Annotated in this window: 19 protein-coding genes and 3 pseudogenes; all 22 read left to right on the forward strand. The window is 38.3% G+C overall.

Translation table 11 applies throughout. The features are described from left to right. The first annotated feature begins 25 nt into the window (after positions 1–25). The 22 genes and pseudogenes from PCY12_RS06850 (at position 26) to PCY12_RS06960 (ending at position 17084) form a co-directional block, all read left to right on the forward strand. Positions 26–694, forward strand: coding sequence for a CPBP family intramembrane glutamic endopeptidase (locus tag PCY12_RS06850; protein WP_049533698.1), 669 nt, complete (start codon positions 26–28; stop codon positions 692–694). An 80-nt stretch (positions 695–774) separates the two neighbouring features. Next, positions 775–1160 (forward strand): annotated as a pseudogene (locus PCY12_RS06855) (immunity protein). A 161-nt stretch (positions 1161–1321) separates the two neighbouring features. Continuing rightward, positions 1322–2360, forward strand: a pseudogene (locus PCY12_RS06860) (thioredoxin domain-containing protein). 408 nt (positions 2361–2768) lie between these two features. Continuing rightward, positions 2769–3041 (forward strand): hypothetical protein, encoded by a 273-nt coding sequence (locus PCY12_RS06865; RefSeq protein WP_049533701.1) that lies wholly within the window; start codon positions 2769–2771, stop codon positions 3039–3041. 327 nt (positions 3042–3368) lie between these two features. Continuing rightward, on the forward strand, positions 3369–3725 hold the full coding sequence (locus PCY12_RS06870; protein WP_140833405.1) for a hypothetical protein: 357 nt from the start codon (positions 3369–3371) through the stop codon (positions 3723–3725). Between the two features lie 661 nt (positions 3726–4386). Next, positions 4387–4578: a hypothetical protein gene (locus PCY12_RS06880; RefSeq protein WP_301352225.1), complete on the forward strand. Its 192-nt coding sequence runs from the start codon at positions 4387–4389 to the stop codon at positions 4576–4578. Beyond that, a complete protein-coding gene (locus PCY12_RS06885; protein ID WP_000846947.1) occupies positions 4575–4979 on the forward strand; it encodes a hypothetical protein in 405 nt (134 codons plus the stop codon). Before PCY12_RS06880 ends, PCY12_RS06885 begins: the two co-directional genes overlap by 4 nt. A gap of 82 nt (positions 4980–5061) precedes the next feature. Next, on the forward strand, positions 5062–5445 hold the full coding sequence (locus PCY12_RS06890) for an immunity protein (RefSeq protein WP_301352176.1): 384 nt from the start codon (positions 5062–5064) through the stop codon (positions 5443–5445). A gap of 64 nt (positions 5446–5509) precedes the next feature. Continuing rightward, positions 5510–6199: pseudogene (locus tag PCY12_RS06895) on the forward strand (lysostaphin resistance A-like protein). Positions 6200–6240: 41 nt separating this feature from the next. Continuing rightward, positions 6241–6489 carry an immunity protein BlpZ gene (blpZ, locus tag PCY12_RS06900; RefSeq protein WP_301352177.1) on the forward strand — a complete coding sequence of 83 codons (249 nt, stop codon included), beginning with the start codon at positions 6241–6243 and terminating at the stop codon, positions 6487–6489. 30 nt (positions 6490–6519) lie between these two features. Beyond that, on the forward strand, positions 6520–7131 hold the full coding sequence (locus PCY12_RS06905) for a type II CAAX endopeptidase family protein (protein WP_301352178.1): 612 nt from the start codon (positions 6520–6522) through the stop codon (positions 7129–7131). 160 nt (positions 7132–7291) lie between these two features. After that, positions 7292–8086 carry a cell cycle regulator CcrZ gene (ccrZ, locus tag PCY12_RS06910; RefSeq protein WP_000363005.1) on the forward strand — a complete coding sequence of 265 codons (795 nt, stop codon included), beginning with the start codon at positions 7292–7294 and terminating at the stop codon, positions 8084–8086. Beyond that, positions 8083–8718 carry a tRNA (guanosine(46)-N7)-methyltransferase TrmB gene (trmB, locus tag PCY12_RS06915; RefSeq protein ID WP_001266103.1) on the forward strand — a complete coding sequence of 212 codons (636 nt, stop codon included), beginning with the start codon at positions 8083–8085 and terminating at the stop codon, positions 8716–8718. The genes ccrZ and trmB overlap by 4 nt, the downstream gene beginning before the upstream one ends. 126 nt (positions 8719–8844) lie before the next feature. Then, complete coding sequence (gene rimP, locus PCY12_RS06920) at positions 8845–9324, forward strand: ribosome maturation factor RimP (protein WP_050230440.1); 480 nt, start codon at positions 8845–8847, stop codon at positions 9322–9324. A gap of 43 nt (positions 9325–9367) precedes the next feature. Next, entirely contained in the window at positions 9368–10504 is a 1137-nt protein-coding gene (nusA, locus tag PCY12_RS06925) for a transcription termination factor NusA (RefSeq protein WP_000032274.1), read from the forward strand. Positions 10505–10525: 21 nt separating this feature from the next. After that, positions 10526–10819 (forward strand): YlxR family RNase P modulator, encoded by a 294-nt coding sequence (locus tag PCY12_RS06930; protein ID WP_000857562.1) that lies wholly within the window; start codon positions 10526–10528, stop codon positions 10817–10819. After that, entirely contained in the window at positions 10812–11111 is a 300-nt protein-coding gene (locus PCY12_RS06935) for a YlxQ-related RNA-binding protein (RefSeq protein WP_001041390.1), read from the forward strand. Before PCY12_RS06930 ends, PCY12_RS06935 begins: the two co-directional genes overlap by 8 nt. Before the next feature lie 16 nt (positions 11112–11127). After that, positions 11128–14106: a translation initiation factor IF-2 gene (gene infB / locus PCY12_RS06940; RefSeq protein WP_301352179.1), complete on the forward strand. Its 2979-nt coding sequence runs from the start codon at positions 11128–11130 to the stop codon at positions 14104–14106. Positions 14107–14356: 250 nt separating this feature from the next. Further along, positions 14357–14707: a 30S ribosome-binding factor RbfA gene (gene rbfA / locus PCY12_RS06945; RefSeq protein ID WP_301352180.1), complete on the forward strand. Its 351-nt coding sequence runs from the start codon at positions 14357–14359 to the stop codon at positions 14705–14707. A gap of 173 nt (positions 14708–14880) precedes the next feature. Next, a complete protein-coding gene (locus PCY12_RS06950) occupies positions 14881–15384 on the forward strand; it encodes a hypothetical protein (protein ID WP_261040032.1) in 504 nt (167 codons plus the stop codon). Positions 15385–15404: 20 nt separating this feature from the next. Further along, positions 15405–15962, forward strand: coding sequence for a hypothetical protein (locus PCY12_RS06955; RefSeq protein WP_261040029.1), 558 nt, complete (start codon positions 15405–15407; stop codon positions 15960–15962). A gap of 12 nt (positions 15963–15974) precedes the next feature. Next, positions 15975–17084, forward strand: coding sequence for an SPFH domain-containing protein (locus PCY12_RS06960; protein ID WP_301352181.1), 1110 nt, complete (start codon positions 15975–15977; stop codon positions 17082–17084). Positions 17085–17299: the final 215 nt, after the last annotated feature.

Here is a 17299-nt window from a genome sequence, read left to right on the forward strand (position 1 = left end):
CTAGACATTAAAGAAAGGATAAACTATGAAGAACATAAGTTTTATCTTTATAAAAGTGCTTACTTGCTTTTTACTTACTTTTGCTATTCAAGTTGTACCATTAACTGTTGTGAGACGATTTTATGACGGAGTGATAGGAGAAGTATTCGGTGTAGGTGTCTACTTTTTATCTTTCTTTATATGTTTAACAATTATTGTATATCTTGTTAAGAGATGGGGGGATGAGACTACTTTAGATCGCTTACCAATCAAGTGGGTAGAATTGAGATGGATTATTTTTGCTTATCTGGCTAATCTAATTTTAGTAGTTAGTTTTATATTTTTTACTACCGTCCTTGGAAAAGCCCATGATAATACAAGTTCTTTGAGCTTTTTTCAACATTTGGAAACTAGTGGTTTCTTTTATACAGTTCTATTTTGGTTGTCAACTGCTTTTACTCAACCTCTTTTGGAGGAGATGCTCTTTAGAGGAATCATTTTAGGAACTTTAGAAAAATATTCTCCTATTTTTGCTGTCTTTCTTTCAGCTGTTCTTTTTGGATTTGCTCATGATGGAGAGATTATTTCTCAGCATCTTGTGACAGGACTTGTATTGGGTTGTCTTTATATAAAGCAAAGAAATCTATATTCCTGTGTAGTTGTACATGGCTTAATGAATGCTACTATTACGTGTCTCTTTTTCTTATCTATTTAATCTTTAAATAACGTCACATAGCTACGTAACAGAGGTTATATACAGTGCTTTGAACTGTTAGATAGAAAAGGAACAAAGAAATGAAAACTTTTCTTGATAAATACGGAACATCTTCCTTGCGAGAGTGCTACTAGGGTAGTTGCCCTTGCTTGTCTCTACTTATTTGTTTCTATTTCGTCAGTTTTTAAATTTTTCCTTAGTTTTCCAATTTCTTTGAGTGATTATCAACTTGGTTTTTATCTTAGTTACTGTTAGGATAAGAGAGTTTGAAGATGATGATTTGGTTAGTCCTAGAACCAATCAACTTATATTCATCGGCTTGACAGGATTGATGTCTATTATTTGTTTGTATAGAAGTATCACAGCAGGAAAATTATACCAACAATTAATCGCTTATATTGGTGATATTCTCTGCTTGCTTATCATGCTTCTGCTTATGTGGGGCTTGAAGTATTATAAAAAGTAGAGCTTAATGAAGTATAAAGGGATAAGTGTTTTCGAAATACTTACCCTTTTATAATGATTTTTTTTGCAATTCAAGATGTTTCGATGACCATTTAAGATTTATATGAATTTGTAATCTTAAATAAGGTAAGATAAAGATAACAAATGTAAAGGAGTATTCTTATGAAGAATCAAAAGATAAAATCGCTATTACTTGTACCACTTGTATTTGCATCTATTACTACGGGTGTTGTATATGCAGAAGAGCAGCCTACTACTTCATCTATTCGGGCGAATGATAGTTCTCTTGTGGCACCAGATTTGCCATCGGCTAAGGAAAAGGTGGAGCATAAGCCTTCTGTTGTAACCCCAGAAGAGTATGAGAAGAATGTTACGGACTTTAAAAAGATAGATATTGAAGCCGTTCGTCAATCTTTTACAGAGGATCAATTGGAACATACTATTTATTTTGGTAGAAAAACTTGCTCTCATTGTCGTCAATTTTCTCCTGAATTGAAAGAATTTAATAACTTGATTGAAAAGAAGTTAGAATATTATGATTTGGATGGTAAGGATTTTGATGGGGAAGCGAGAGAGTTTCTATTTAAAAAAGTCGGTATTCCAGGAACACCAACAATTTTGTATTTAAAAAATGGACATCCGATATCTGGATGGGTTGGTGGCGGAGCAACTGCACAACAGGTGTATGATTATATGTACTCGAGAAACTCACCTAAGCAAACGGAGACAGTGAAATCTTCTGAGGAAACAGTAACTGAAAGTGTCCGTGATGAGAAAACCAGAAATGACAGCATGAGTATTAGTGATAAAGTTGTAAGCGACAGCAAAGGTATGAGTGATGAAAAAAGAACCGAAATGAAAATATCCAATGCTAATTCCAATTCTAATAGTGAAAATAGTGGGAAAGAGGAGAGTACAAACTCAACTACTAAAGCTAAAACTACTCAATCTGACAATTTAGCAATGTTAGACAATAAGAATCAATTGGAAACTCCCAAACCTATTTTTGATGCTGCTCAAGAAAATAAAACTCCTTCAACTGATGTTAAGGGGACTGATTATGTAAGCGAATCTATTACTTCGAATGAAAAATTATTACCGAAAACAGGAGAGGAAGAAAGTTACCAACTGATTCGGCTAGCTGTCGCGTTTTTTTTTGGCTTCTATAATGATTAAAGTGAAACAAAAAATTCATAAATAAAAATAGATGGTAAACAGGTGCAATGATATTATTTGTTTGTAATAACATATAGCTAACATTTGCCTATAGACAAGAGTGAGAAGATAGGTGTATTTATTTTATATATAAAAGATTATAACTGTATATGAACTGAATGATAAAAGGTCAAGTATTTCCGAAATGCTTTCTTTTTCGATTATTTTAACGCCTCAAGATGTTTTGATGACTATTTATGATTTGGATGGAAAATTTCAAAGAATAGTAGTATACTAACATTGTTAAGGTTGTAGTCGAAAGTGGAATATCAACTCTTATAGAGGAGAAAACTAACCACTTTTAGAGAATTAAATAGTAGTTGATGTATAGGTAAAAAAGTATGGTAAGTAGTTAGTATTAGCGGAAGTAGAAAACAGTAAAAGGAGAAAGAAAATGAGTCGTACAGTACGTGCAATATTTAAGAAAGAATTACGTGGAATGACAGCAGTTTTAGTTACCTATTTGATAATTGTATCTTTCTTTTCTTATTTTAGTCAATGCTTCGGGAATTGGAAGTATGTTATAGAATATGTAGGCGCTCCATTTACTATATCCTTCACATTCTTTATTTTAGAAACTATGAAAGAACGACATAACAAAATAAAAGAAGACGAAGAGAAAGAAAAACAACAATCAGAACTAAAAAAATGTAAAATAAAGGGGTAAGAAATGGCAAGGAAAAAGAAGTCACTTGGAGAAGAATATGGAAGATGGTGCTGTCAAGGACGATAGCAACCTATGAAAAAGTAATCAACGCTGAAAAATAACATTTTCAGATGAAAAGATGGAGGAGTTAGACAACATACTATCTAATGGAATGGGGTTGCTTGATGGAGTACAAGCATACGATATTCTAACAGGACGAAAATAAAAAAAGTATTCCTCGTGAATACAAAAACAATGTTTCAATTTGCAGAAGCTAACAGATAAATTTTCTCTTTATCCAGCCTGACTTTTAATAAGTTGGATGTTATATTATTTGAGGTATCCTATATGAATAAGAAATCCTTTTTTATCATCTGTTCTACGTTGATCATAGCATCAAATCTTCTCATGATTTCCGTGGTGAACAAGGGAGAAGAAACGGGGAGCAACCTGTTTGTGATTGCTATAGCCTGTGTTATGCTACCAGTCTTTTTATATGCAGTTGAAAACCAACTGACTTCATTAATAAGAGGAGAATCCATACTTCTGATTCAGTTGACAGTTATATCCCTACTCCGTCTTATCAACAGAATAGAGAGGACGCCTGAAATCTTCAACATTATTATTACCCTTCTCGCTTTGGCAAGTGGGACAGCTGCTATCCTTGTTGCGATTATGAGAATATATGAGAACATACGGAAGTGAGGGTGAGTAGTTTTCTATTTTGTATTTTCACATTGTCAAGTTCCCCCAGGGCAAGTATGTTTTCCATGCTTGCTTTTTAAATTTTTTAACAATTCAAGATGTTTTGATGACCATTTGTGATTTGGATGGAAAATTTTAAAAAATAGTAGTATACTAACCTTATTAAAGTTGTAATAGGACGAAAGTAAAAAGAGGTATTCCTCGTGAATGCAAAAACAATGTTACCATTGGCTATTATGCTTGCTTAAAGGCTTGAGCCTGTGTACTTGGAGGTAATTATGGATTTCAAAACTTTTCTTATTGTTTTTGTTGTTGGCATGTTTGTTTCTTTTATTACTTCTTTAATTAGGGAAAAATTTTTAAAATCTCCAAATAAGAATAAAGATAGATCTAATTAGATAAAAAGATTTTTTATCGCTAGTTTAATCTACAGTGGAGTTTCTTTAATATTGTTTCGCCTGTTAAAATGATATGTGATAGCAGGATAAAAAATCTACAAATTAAGTTGGTATCAATATGGTGTAAAGGGCAAGTATGTTTTTCATGCTTGCTTTTTTAATTTTTAACAATTCAAGATGTTTTGATGACCATTTATGATTTGAGTGTTCCAAGGATAAAATGAGTGCTATACTAGCAGTGTAAAGGTTGTAGCTAAACTAAGATAAAGCATACATTTAGGAGGAAATCTTATGAAGAAAAAATACTGATTATTTTCGTTCTATATCTGATCATGTCTATCCTTCTTTATCCGCTTAGGGAGAGTATTTGGTATCATCTATTTTATACCATAGCCTATATGATTGCAGTTATAATCTATTTTGCTTTAATGAAAAAGAAAGGAGCAAAGAAATGAAAACTTTTCTTGCTAAAAAACGGAATATCTTCCTTACGAGACTGTTCCTAGGTCAGTTGCCCTTGCTTGTCTCTACCTATCTATTTTTATCTCGTCAGTTTTTAAATTTTTCCTTGGTTTTCCAATTTCTTTTAGTGGTGATTAACTTGGCCTCTATTTTGGTTACTGTTTACCTCACTAGGGAAATGAGGATAAGAGAATTTGAAGATGATGATTTGGTTAGTCCTAGAACCAATCAACTCATGTATATCGGCTTGACAGGCTTTATGTCTATTATTTGTTTGTATAGAGGTATAACAGCAGGAGAATTCTATCAACAATTAATTGCCTATATTGGCGCTATTCTCTGCTTGCTTATCATGCTTCTGCTCATTTGGGGTTTGAAGTATTATAAAAAGTAACTTTCTATCCTCTTCTGGCAGTATATTTGAGTAGAAGGCTCTATTAAAAAGTTCGTGAAATAAATGAATGGAGGTATTTAATATGAAATACAGATTATTTCTTGTTATTTTCGTGAGTAGTATGTTGAATATTCTTTTAGGGACATTTTTACAAATCTCTAATGTATCGATTGGGTGGCTTGTTCTCTACAGTGGATTATTTGAAGCAGGCGTTTTCCTTCTTGATAATAAAGGGGTGGCGGTAAAAATCAAGGAAGTAGATATTCGAAATCGCTTTAAATTTATTCTTGGAAAAACCTTATGGTTTCAAATTCTTTTGCTCATCTATTTGATGGTCAAACTTTATCTTGGTTTGGATGCGAGGTTAATTTTATTCTATGGACATATTTTCATTGTCTTTAATGCCTTAATGTATCTATTATCTAGTAGTCAGGTCAGTCTTAAAAAGAACAAACTGTCTTCTTAATCTTGCAGTAGTAGAGACTGGCAAGGCGAGCCATCCTGTCTTGTAGATAGTAGGGAGGATTTATATGAAAAAACACGCTATTCTTTTCAAAACGAGTGCAATTCTTTCTTATTTGTTTCTGTTTTTCGGACTGTCTTGGACGACCCAATTTTGGAGCAATTATTGGGAGTTCTCGTCTTGGGTAGGAAATATTATCTGGATTCGAAACATCATCAGTCTTCTCTTTATCGGCTTGATGGTTTGGATTTTGGTCAGGTCGGGCCATGCTTATCTCTTTCGTATCCCTAGAAAAAAGTGGTTGAGCTATTCTGTTCTGACGGTGTTAGCCGCTGTTGTACTTATCTGCTTTAACTATCTGACAGCTAAACACGTTCAGGGAACTAATGAAGGGTGGAATTTGTTTATTGCCTATAGTGAGACAAATTTTGCGGAGTTTGGTGTTTAACTAACCTTAATCGTACTAGGACCTCTGATGGAAGAATTGGTATGTAGGGGATTGCTTCAACATGCCTTCTTTAAGGATTCGAGGTGGGGGCTGGATCTTCTCTTTCCGTCAATTTTATTTGCTCTTCCTCATTTTTCAAGCCTGCCTAGTTTGTTAGATATCTTCATCTTTGCAACATCTGGCATCATCTTTGCTAGTTTGACCCGCTATACCAAGAGCATTTATCCTTCCTATGCGGTGCATGTGATCAATAATATTTTCGCAAACTTACCATTTTTGCTCACTTTTCTACATAGGGTCTTGGGGTAAAAAAACCAAAGGCTTGCTTTTCAGCCATAGAGGAGGTTATCATGTATAAACACTTATTTTTCCTAGATTCCAAAACCTTAGACTGGTTGACACACCATATTCTGGTCTTGGCTTCTGACACCATTGCTTTTAATATTTTTGTGCTAACCTTTGTGTCTGCGGTGATCTTTAATTTCCTAAATTCCATGCTAGCTTTAATGGCTATCTTCTTAGGGGCTGGCTATGTGGTCGGATTTTGGCTACTAAAATGGTTTGTTTTGGAAAGGCTAGATCTAAAGGATGACTTGTAGGGAAGTTTGTTTGTTGAGGAGGATAATTTTATGAAGTTTTTTGATAAATTTCATGCCTTTTGTTTTGGATTTTTAGTACTACTAATCGTCATTACAGTTCCTTATACGATTAACCACGGGGATTTTTTTCAAAATGAATCTGAATTGATTATTGTAAGTCTTCTTGTAACCTCGCTGAGTGTTACTTATGCTAGAAAGTTTGAAATGATTTCTTTTGGGATGTTAAGCAAGAAAGACCTTTTGCTTTTCATTGCAATCTTTCTTCTAAGTGTGCTTGAGACGCTGGTTTATATTCATTTCTTCGCTGTTTCTTCTGGCGCAGGAGTTCAACACTTGGCGGAAGTCAGCAGAGGAATTTCTCTGTCTTTGATTTTGATTACCTCAGTTTTTGGACCAATCCAGGAGGAACTCATTTTCAGAGGACTTCTTCAAGGTGCGGTTTTTGACAATTCTTGGTTAGGGCTTGTGCTAACTTCCTCTCTCTTTTCTTTTATGCATGGACCTTCTAATGTCCCTTCGTTTATTTTTTATCTACTTGGGGGCTTGTTGCTGGGCTTTGCCTATAAAAAGAGCCAAAACCTATGGGTTTCTACTCTAGTTCACATGTTTTACAATGCTTGGCCACTCTTATATTATTTATAAAAATCATGAAAGGTAAGCAGAAGACGGTGCTTGCCTTTTTCTTTCTATAATGATACCCAAGCCAATCCAGAGGCTTTTCTTTGAGAATCGGGCGTGGAGCGGTTGACGAATAGGCCAAAAACTAGTAGAATAGTAAGGAAACTTTATACGGAGGAAAGAAATGGATTTGGGTGATAATGAGCTAACACTGACTCCCATACCTGGGAAAAGTGGCAAGGCTTATATGGGTAGCTATCCTGATGGGAAGCGTATCTTTGTAAAAATGAACACCTCTCCAATCCTACCTGGTCTAGCTAGAGAACAAATTGCTCCACAATTATTATGGAGTCGCCGTTTGGCAGATGGGCGTGATATGTGTGCTCAAGAATGGTTGACAGGCAAGATATTGACCCCCTATGATATGAATCGTAAACAAATCGTCAATATTTTAACCCGCCTTCATCGCTCACGTCCTTTGATGACACAGTTGAGTCGTTTGGGATATGCCATGGAAACACCTGTAGATTTACTACAGTCTTGGCAAGAAACGGCTCCAGATGCTTTGCGTAAAAATCATTTTATCAGTGAAGTGATGGCTGATTTACGTCAGACTATTCCAGGATTTAGAGAGGACTATGCGACCATTGTCCATGGAGATGTACGACATAGTAATTGGATTGAGACAGATAGTGGCTTGATTTATTTGGTAGATTGGGATTCGGTTCGCTTGACCGATCGCATGTTTGATGTGGCCCATATGCTCTGCCATTATATTCCAGAACATCAGTGGAAGGAATGGTTGACCTACTACGGTTACAAGTACAATCAGACGGTATTAAATAAATTGTATTGGTATGGTCAACTGTCTTATTTGAGCCAGATTTCCAAGTATTATATGAACCAAGATTTAGAAAATGTCAATCGGGAGATCCATGGCTTGCGTCACTTCCGAGACAAGTATGGAAAGAGAAGATGAGAGTTAGAAATCGTAAAGGGGCGACAGAATTACTAGAGGCAAATCCCCAGTATGTGGTCCTCAATCCCTTGGAAGCCAAGGGGAAATGGCGGAACTTGTTTGGCAACGACAATCCCATTCATGTGGAAGTAGGAAGTGGAAAGGGTGCCTTTGTTTCAGGTATGGCCAAGCAAAACCCTGATATCAACTATATCGGGATTGATATTCAAAAGTCTGTTTTGAGCTACGCTTTGGACAAGGTGCTTGAAGTTGGAGTACCTAATATCAAGCTCTTGTGGGTAGATGGTTCTGACTTGACTGACTACTTTGAAGATGGCGAAATTGATCGCTTGTATCTGAACTTTTCAGATCCATGGCCGAAAAAACGCCATGAAAAGCGCCGTTTGACCTACAAGACCTTCTTGGATACCTTCAAACGTATCTTGCCTGAAAATGGAGAAATTCATTTCAAGACGGATAACCGTGGCTTGTTTGAGTACAGCCTAGTGAGCTTTTCTCAGTATGGCATGAAGCTCAACGGCGTCTGGCTAGACTTACATGCTAGTGATTTTGAAGGCAATGTCATGACAGAATACGAGCAAAAATTCTCCAACAAGGGGCAAGTTATCTACCGTGTTGAGGCAGAATTTTAAGAAATAGCCTGAAATCAGGCTGTATAAGTGCTTTTGCTTTACATAAGTTAGCAAATGTGATATACTAAGGGTAAGAATATGAGAAAGAGAGGCGGGGAAATATCTTCGCCTCTTACTTATGAGGAGGTGGACGCAATCGCAACAATCGTAGAATTAGTCAGAGAAGTTGTAGAACCTGTCATCCAAGCACCTTTCGAACTCGTGGATATCGAGTATGGAAAGATTGGCAGTGACATGATTCTCAGTATTTTTGTAGATAAACCTGAAGGAATTACCTTGAACGACACGGCGGACTTGACAGAAATGATCAGTCCTGTCCTAGACACCATCAAGCCAGATCCCTTCCCAGAACAATATTTCCTAGAAATTACCAGTCCAGGCTTGGAACGTCCTTTAAAAACCAAGGATGCCGTTGCTGGAGCGGTTGGGAAATACATCCATGTCGGGCTCTACCAAGCCATCGATAAGCAAAAGGTCTTTGAAGGAACCTTGTTGGCCTTCGAAGAGGACGAGTTGACTATGGAATATATGGACAAGACACGTAAGAAAACTGTTCAAATTCCATACAGTTTAGTATCAAAAGCACGTTTAGCAGTTAAATTATAGAAAAAGAAAGGATAGCTTTTGAGGATTCAAAAGTGAAGAAAACATGAGTAAAGAAATGCTAGAGGCCTTCCGCATTTTGGAAGAAGACAAGGGAATCAAAAAAGAAGATATCATCGACGCAGTAGTAGAGTCGCTTCGTTCCGCTTATCGCAGACGCTATGGTCAATCTGACAGCGTAGCTATTGACTTCAACGAAAAAACAGGTGACTTTACAGTTTATACTGTCCGTGAAGTGGTTGATGAAGTATTTGATAGCCGTTTGGAAATCAGCTTGAAAGACGCTCTTGCCATCAATTCAGCCTATGAACTTGGTGACAAAATCAAGTTTGAAGAAGCACCTGCTGAGTTTGGTCGTGTAGCAGCCCAATCTGCCAAACAAACCATCATGGAAAAAATGCGCAAGCAAACACGTGCCATCACTTACAATACTTACAAAGAGCATGAACAAGAAATCATGTCTGGTACTGTAGAACGCTTTGACAACCGCTTCATCTATGTCAACCTTGGTAGCATCGAAGCCCAATTGTCAAAACAAGACCAAATCCCTGGGGAAGTTTTTGCTTCTCATGATCGTATTGAAGTTTATGTCTACAAGGTTGAAGACAACCCTCGCGGTGTCAACGTCTTTGTTAGCCGTAGCCATCCAGAAATGATCAAACGTTTGATGGAGCAAGAAATTCCAGAAGTTTATGATGGAACTGTTGAAATCATGAGCGTGGCTCGTGAAGCTGGTGACCGTACCAAGGTTGCCGTTCGTAGCCACAATCCAAACGTGGACGCTATCGGTACAATCGTTGGACGTGGTGGTGCTAATATCAAGAAGATTACTAGCAAATTCCACCCAGCTCGTTACGATGCTAAGAATGATCGTATGGTGCCAATTGAAGAAAATATCGATGTTATCGAGTGGGTAGCAGATCCAGCTGAATTTATCTACAATGCCATCGCTCCTGCTGAGGTTGACCAAGTTATCTTTGACGAAAACGACAGCAAACGTGCCTTGGTGGTTGTTCCTGATAACAAGCTTTCCCTTGCCATTGGTCGTCGTGGACAAAACGTGCGCTTGGCAGCTCACTTGACTGGTTACCGTATCGATATCAAGTCTGCTAGTGAATTTGAAGCTATGGAAGAAGCTGGTTCGGTAGATTTGGAAGCAGAAAACGATACTGTAGAAGAATAAAAGCTGCTAGAGGAGGGAAAGATGAAAACGAGAAAAATCCCTTTGCGCAAGTCTGTCGTGTCCAATGAAGTGATTGATAAGCGTGATTTGCTCCGCATTGTCAAAAACAAAGAAGGACAAGTCTTTATCGATCCGACAGGCAAGGCCAATGGCCGCGGCGCTTATATCAAGCTAGACAATGCAGAAGCCTTAGAGGCGAAAAAGAAGAAAGTCTTTAACCGCAGCTTTAGCATGGAAGTGGAAGAAAGCTTTTATGACGAGTTGATCGCTTATGTGGATCACAAAGTGAAAAGAAGAGAGTTAGGACTTGAATAAGCAAAAGATAAGCAATCTCTTGGGACTTGCTCAGAGAGCAGGGCGGATTATATCGGGTGAAGAATTGGTGGTCAAGGCCATTCAAGACGGCAAGGCCAAGTTGGTCTTTCTAGCCCATGATGCTGGACCCAATCTGACCAAGAAGATTCAAGATAAAAGTCATTATTATCAAGTAGAAATTGTAACCGTGTTTTCAACACTGGAATTAAGCATAGCAGTCGGAAAATCGAGAAAGGTTTTGGCTGTAACAGATGCTGGATTTACAAAGAAAATGAGGTCTCTTATGGAATAGAAGAGGAGGACATGATTTGTCTAAGAAAAGATTGTACGAAATCGCAAAAGAACTTGGAAAAGAAAGTAAAGAAGTTGTAGCGCGTGCAAAAGAGTTGGGCTTGGATGTGAAAAGCCACTCATCGAGTGTGGAAGAAGCTGTCGCTGCAAAAATCGCTGCCAGCTTTAAGCCTGCAGCTGCTCCAAAAGCAGAAGCAAAACCTGCAGCCCCAAAAGCAAGTGCAGAAAAGCAAGCCGAGAAATCTGAACCAGCAAAACCAGCTGTAGCTAAGGAAGAGGTAAAATCTGCAGCCCCAAAAGCAAGTGCAGAAAAGAAAGCCGATAAATCTGAGCCAGCTAAACCAGCTGTAGTCAAGGAAGAGGTAAAACCTGCAGCCCCAAAAGCAAGTGCAGAAAAGAAAGCCGAAAAGTCTGAACCAGTAAAACCAGCTGTAGCCAAGGAAGAGGCAAAACCAGCTGAGGCAGTCGCTCCGAAGGCAGAAAAAGTAGCGGCTAAACCGCAAAGTCGTAATTTCAAGGCTGAGCGTGAAGCCCGTGCCAAAGAGCAGGCAGAGCGACGCAAGCAAAGTAAGGGCAATAACCGTGACCAACAACAAAACGGAAACCGTCAGAAAAACGACGGTCGCAATGGTGGAAAACAAGGTCAAGGCAACCGCGATAATCGTCGCTTTAATGACCAAGCTAAGAAACAGCAAGGTCAGCAAAATCGTGGAAATGAGCGCCGTCAACAAGGGGACAAACGTCCAAATCAAGCGGCTCCACGTGTTGACTTTAAAGCCCGTGCAGCAGCCCTAAAAGCAGAGCAAAATGCAGAGTACGCACGTTCAAGCGAGGAACGCTTCAAGCAGTATCAGGCTGCTAAAGAAGCCTTGGCTCAAGCTAATAAACGCAAGGAACCAGAGGAAATCTTTGAAGAAGCGGCTAAGTTAGCTGAACAAGCGCAACAAGCGCAACAAGAACAGCAAGTTCAAGCAGTGGTTGAAGTCGTCCCTGAGAAAACAGAACCTGCAGTGGATACACGTCGTAAAAAACAAGCTCGACCAGACAAAAATCGTGACGATTATGATCATGAAGAAGATGGTCCTAGAAAACAACAAAAGAATCGAAGTAGTCAAAATCAAGTGAGAAATCAAAAGAATAGTAACTGGAATAACAACAAAAAGAACAAAAAAGGCAATAACAAGAACAACCGTAATCAGACTCCAAAACCTGTTACAGAGCGTAAATTCCATGAATTGCCAACAGAATTTGAGTATACAGATGGTATGACCGTTGCGGAAATCGCAAAACGTATCAAACGTGAACCAGCTGAAATCGTTAAGAAACTCTTTATGATGGGTGTCATGGCCACACAGAACCAATCCTTGGATGGAGAAACCATCGAACTCCTCATGGTAGATTATGGTATCGAAGCTAAACAAAAGGTTGAAGTGGATAATGCCGACATCGAACGTTTCTTTGTCGAAGATGGTTATCTCAATGAAGATGAATTGGTAGAGCGTCCACCAGTTGTAACTATCATGGGACACGTTGACCACGGTAAAACAACACTCCTAGATACCCTTCGTAACTCTCGTGTTGCGACAGGTGAAGCGGGTGGTATCACTCAGCATATCGGTGCCTACCAAATCGTGGAAAATGGCAAGAAGATTACCTTCCTTGATACACCAGGACACGCGGCCTTTACATCTATGCGTGCGCGTGGTGCTTCTGTTACCGATATTACTATCTTGGTCGTAGCGGCAGATGACGGGGTTATGCCTCAGACTATCGAAGCCATTAACCACTCAAAAGCGGCCAACGTTCCAATCATCGTAGCCATTAACAAGATTGATAAACCAGGTGCTAACCCAGAACGCGTTATCGGTGAATTGGCAGAGCATGGGGTTATGTCAACTGCTTGGGGTGGAGATTCTGAATTTGTTGAAATCTCAGCTAAATTCAACCAAAATATCGAAGAATTGTTGGAAACAGTCCTTCTTGTGGCTGAAATCCAAGAACTCAAGGCAGACCCAACAGTGCGCGCGATCGGTACAGTTATCGAAGCTCGCTTGGATAAAGGAAAAGGTGCGGTCGCAACCCTACTTGTTCAACAAGGTACCTTGAATGTTCAAGACCCAATCGTTGTCGGAAATACCTTCGGTCGTGTCCGTGCTATGACCAACGACCTTGGTCGTCGTGTTAAGGTAGCAGGTCCATCAACACCAGTTTCAATCACAGGTTTGAACGAAGCGCCAATGGCAGGTGACCACTTTGCCGTTTACGAGGATGAAAAATCTGCGCGTGCAGCAGGTGAAGAGCGTGCCAAACGTGCTCTTATGAAACAACGTCAAGCTACCCAACGTGTCAGCCTTGAAAACCTCTTTGATACCCTTAAAGCTGGTGAACTCAAGTCTGTTAACGTTATCATCAAGGCCGATGTACAAGGTTCTGTTGAAGCCCTTTCTGCCTCACTTCAAAAGATTGACGTGGAAGGTGTCAAAGTGACCATCGTCCACTCAGCGGTCGGTGCGATCAACGAATCAGACGTGACTCTTGCCGAAGCTTCAAATGCCTTTATCGTTGGTTTCAACGTACGTCCTACACCACAAGCTCGTCAACAAGCAGAAGCTGACGATGTGGAAATCCGTCTCCACAGCATTATCTACAAGGTTATCGAAGAGATGGAAGAAGCCATGAAAGGGATGCTTGATCCAGAATTCGAAGAAAAAGTTATCGGTGAAGCAGTTATCCGTGAGACCTTCAAGGTGTCTAAAGTGGGAACTATCGGTGGATTCATGGTTATCAACGGTAAGGTTACCCGTGACTCTAAAGTTCGTGTTATCCGTGATGGTGTCGTTATCTATGACGGCGAACTTGCTAGCTTGAAACACTACAAAGACGACGTGAAAGAAGTGACTAACGGCCGTGAAGGTGGTTTGATGATTGATGGTTACAATGATATCAAGACTGATGATGTGATTGAGGCTTATGTCATGGAAGAAATCAAGAGATAAGATTTTTGCTCCTTTCTTAGGTGGTGAGGGACGCAAGCAAACCGATGGTTTCATTGCTTATTTTTGAGCCTGGGGTCTCAAAAATCCCCTGTGATGGGACTGATAAATCAGTTCCATCACTTTCACCACAGCGAAAGAAGCGGATGATTTCAAATTGAACTTCGTTTCAATTTGAACTGAAAATCAATAAATTTAAAAATAGCTAGGTCTGCTGGCCTAGCTTTTGGTTCAAAGTAGAGAAAGGAATATCATGGCAAATCATTTCCGTACGGATCGTGTGGGCATGGAAATCAAGCGTGAAGTCAATGAGATTTTGCAAAAGAAAGTCCGTGATCCGCGTGTCCAAGGCGTAACCATTACAGATGTTCAGATGCTAGGTGACTTGTCTGTTGCCAAGGTTTACTACACCATTTTGAGTAACCTTGCTTCGGATAATCAAAAAGCTCAAATCGGGCTTGAGAAAGCAACTGGTACCATCAAACGTGGACTTGGTCGAAATTTGAAATTGTACAAAATCCCAGATTTGACCTTCGTCAAAGACGAATCCATCGAATATGGAAACAAGATTGACGAGATGCTACGCAATCTGGATAAGAACTAAGAAGGAGGGGCAACCCTCTTTTTTGGTGGAGAAAATAGGTGGAATTTGAAATGGAAAAATATTCTTTTAAAAAAGGGATTCTGTATTTTTTAATGTTATCTAATCAGAAAATGCTTTTTTTTTTTTTAGGAAATATGATATGATGATTTCATAAATAAAAGGAGATTCTATTAATGAATAATAAAAAAAAAGTTTGTCGTTTAGCTTTGCTATGTCTTTCCGTTTCTACTCTAGTTGCTTGTAGTTCTCTTTCTGAAAAAACAAGTAGCTCTTCTAGTGAGAATAAAACAGAAGCTTCATCTAGTAGTTCTGAAAAGAAAGGATTGTTTGCTAAAGCAAAAGAAAAACTCAGTTCAAGCGATTTTAACCCACAAGATGTTAGCGATGCGACAATTGAGTCTATAAAAACCTATGAAGATTACTTGATTATGAATGAGAAAATAATCGATAATTACTATACAGAAGCAGACGAAGCCTTTAAAGGAACTGTTTTAGAAGATAGCGCTGCTATCCAAGAACTAAAAGATAGCACTAAAAAAGAAATGGAAGATTTGAAAAAACAATATGGTCCACTAAAGAAAGCACCGATTCAAGGGAAAGAAGAAGTGATTAAGACTCTAAAAGATTATCGTGATAATCTACATGAACAAGTGGAGCAGTGGAAAGCTAGTCTTTAATAGGAAGAGTGGGGTTCAAGATGGATTATCAATTATTGCCACATGAATACATGGTTATGAATAGTGACCATGTGAGTTTTGGGAAAAATGGTTTGTCTACAGATGAATTAATTTTAACGAATCTACACTTAGTACATATCAAAAAAGGTTTTTGGGGAGGGAAAAAAGACCAGGTTACCATTCCTATTAACCAGATTAAAATTTTTGAAGGGAAACCTCAAGTTTCAGTAACCAAAACCAATGGTGTGAAACGGCTGGAAATTTATTATAATGGCGGACAAGCTATCTTTGCATTTAATAATACTAAGGATACTGACAAGTGGGCTAGGAACATTATTAAATTGATTTCAGGTGATACAAGTAATTTTGAAACCTTGGGAGATAGTAGCTTGTTTGGAGCAGATGTTTTAGCAGAAACATTTAAGGATACATTTGACACTTTTAAAGCAGGGCTTGGGATTAAGGATGCAGAGCCAGAAAAGATTTCAACCAAGTGTAGCTTTTGTGGAGCACCTTTGTCAGGTCAAGTGAAGCAAACAGTGAGATGTGCCTATTGTGATATGGAGCAAAGTTTATAAGGGGGCAATTAAATGGGGTTGATAAAAGCAATCACAGATTCTATTGGTGGGACATTTGCAGATCAGTGGAAAGAAATTATCACAGTTCAAGCTTTTGATGAACATACAGCTGTAAGTCCCGGTATTGTTCAAGAAAGTAATAATGGTAGGGGTGTCAATACGAAGGGAGCTGTAGGTGTTATTTCCAACGGATCCAAGATTTTTATTCCAGAAAATACTGCTGCCTTTATCTTTAGTCAGTCTGGTATCGAGGAAATTATTACAGAACCAGGTGGATATGAATACCAAAATGGTGAGAGCAGTGTTTTTAACGGTGATGGATTGAAAAAGTCACTGTTTGACAATGTTGTTAATCGTGTTGGATTCGGTGGTCAAAGTGATCAGCAAAAACAGATTTGTTTTGTTAATTTGAGAGAAATTCGTGATATTAAATTTGGAACCCGTGGTCCAGTCATGTATAATGATTTGTTTTATGGAACAGATTTAGAAGTACGTGCTTTTGGAACATTTTCTATCCAAATTACAGATGCTAAGCAATTTATCAGAAACTTTCTTCCTGCCAATGTGACTTATTATACCTTTGATAGCGCTCAAGCTAGGTCACAAATAGTGACAGAGTTTCTTCAATCTTTTATTGTTGCACTTAATTCTTTGTCAACAACTTATCGTATTTCACAATTACCCTCACAAGCTGCAGTTCTTGCGGAACAAGTATCAAATGATGGACAGTATGCAGGGACTTGGAAAGAACGTTTTGGATTTGAGATTGTAAAAGTTGCCATTGCTAATATTGAGTTCTCACCAGAATCTAAGGAACTGGTTAAACAATTTTCATCAAATAAGATGAATTTAAAAGCTTATGATGATGTATCGCAGAAATCTTCTAATATTGTAGCACAACAAAAAATTGCATCAGGAGTGGAGCAACATGGTCTAGGTGATAGTGCTGGAATGATATTTGGAATGAATATGGCTCAAAGTTTAGATGAAAAAGCCATGAAACCAAGTCTATCATTAGATGAGCAAATCGAAGCACTTACAAAACTAAAATCTCTTTTAGATGCAGGGATATTATCTCAGGAAGAATTTGATCGAAAGAAAAAAGAAATTATGGATTTATAAGATGAAGCTCGGAAGCTCATAGTTAGTGTGTATTCAAGGAACATTTTAGGTGAAACAATAATAGACTATCGTTCACAGATAGAATATCATGTTGTAAGGGTAGGAGTTGAATATTCTAGCTGTCTCTACAAAGACTATTAAACATCTTTAACAAATAAGTTGCTAAGGATTTTTTGAAAATTTTTGAGGGGAATTTGAAACATACTTTAAAAGAG

This window comes from Streptococcus sp. SPS1 (assembly GCF_030439915.1).
Classification (GTDB): domain Bacteria; phylum Bacillota; class Bacilli; order Lactobacillales; family Streptococcaceae; genus Streptococcus.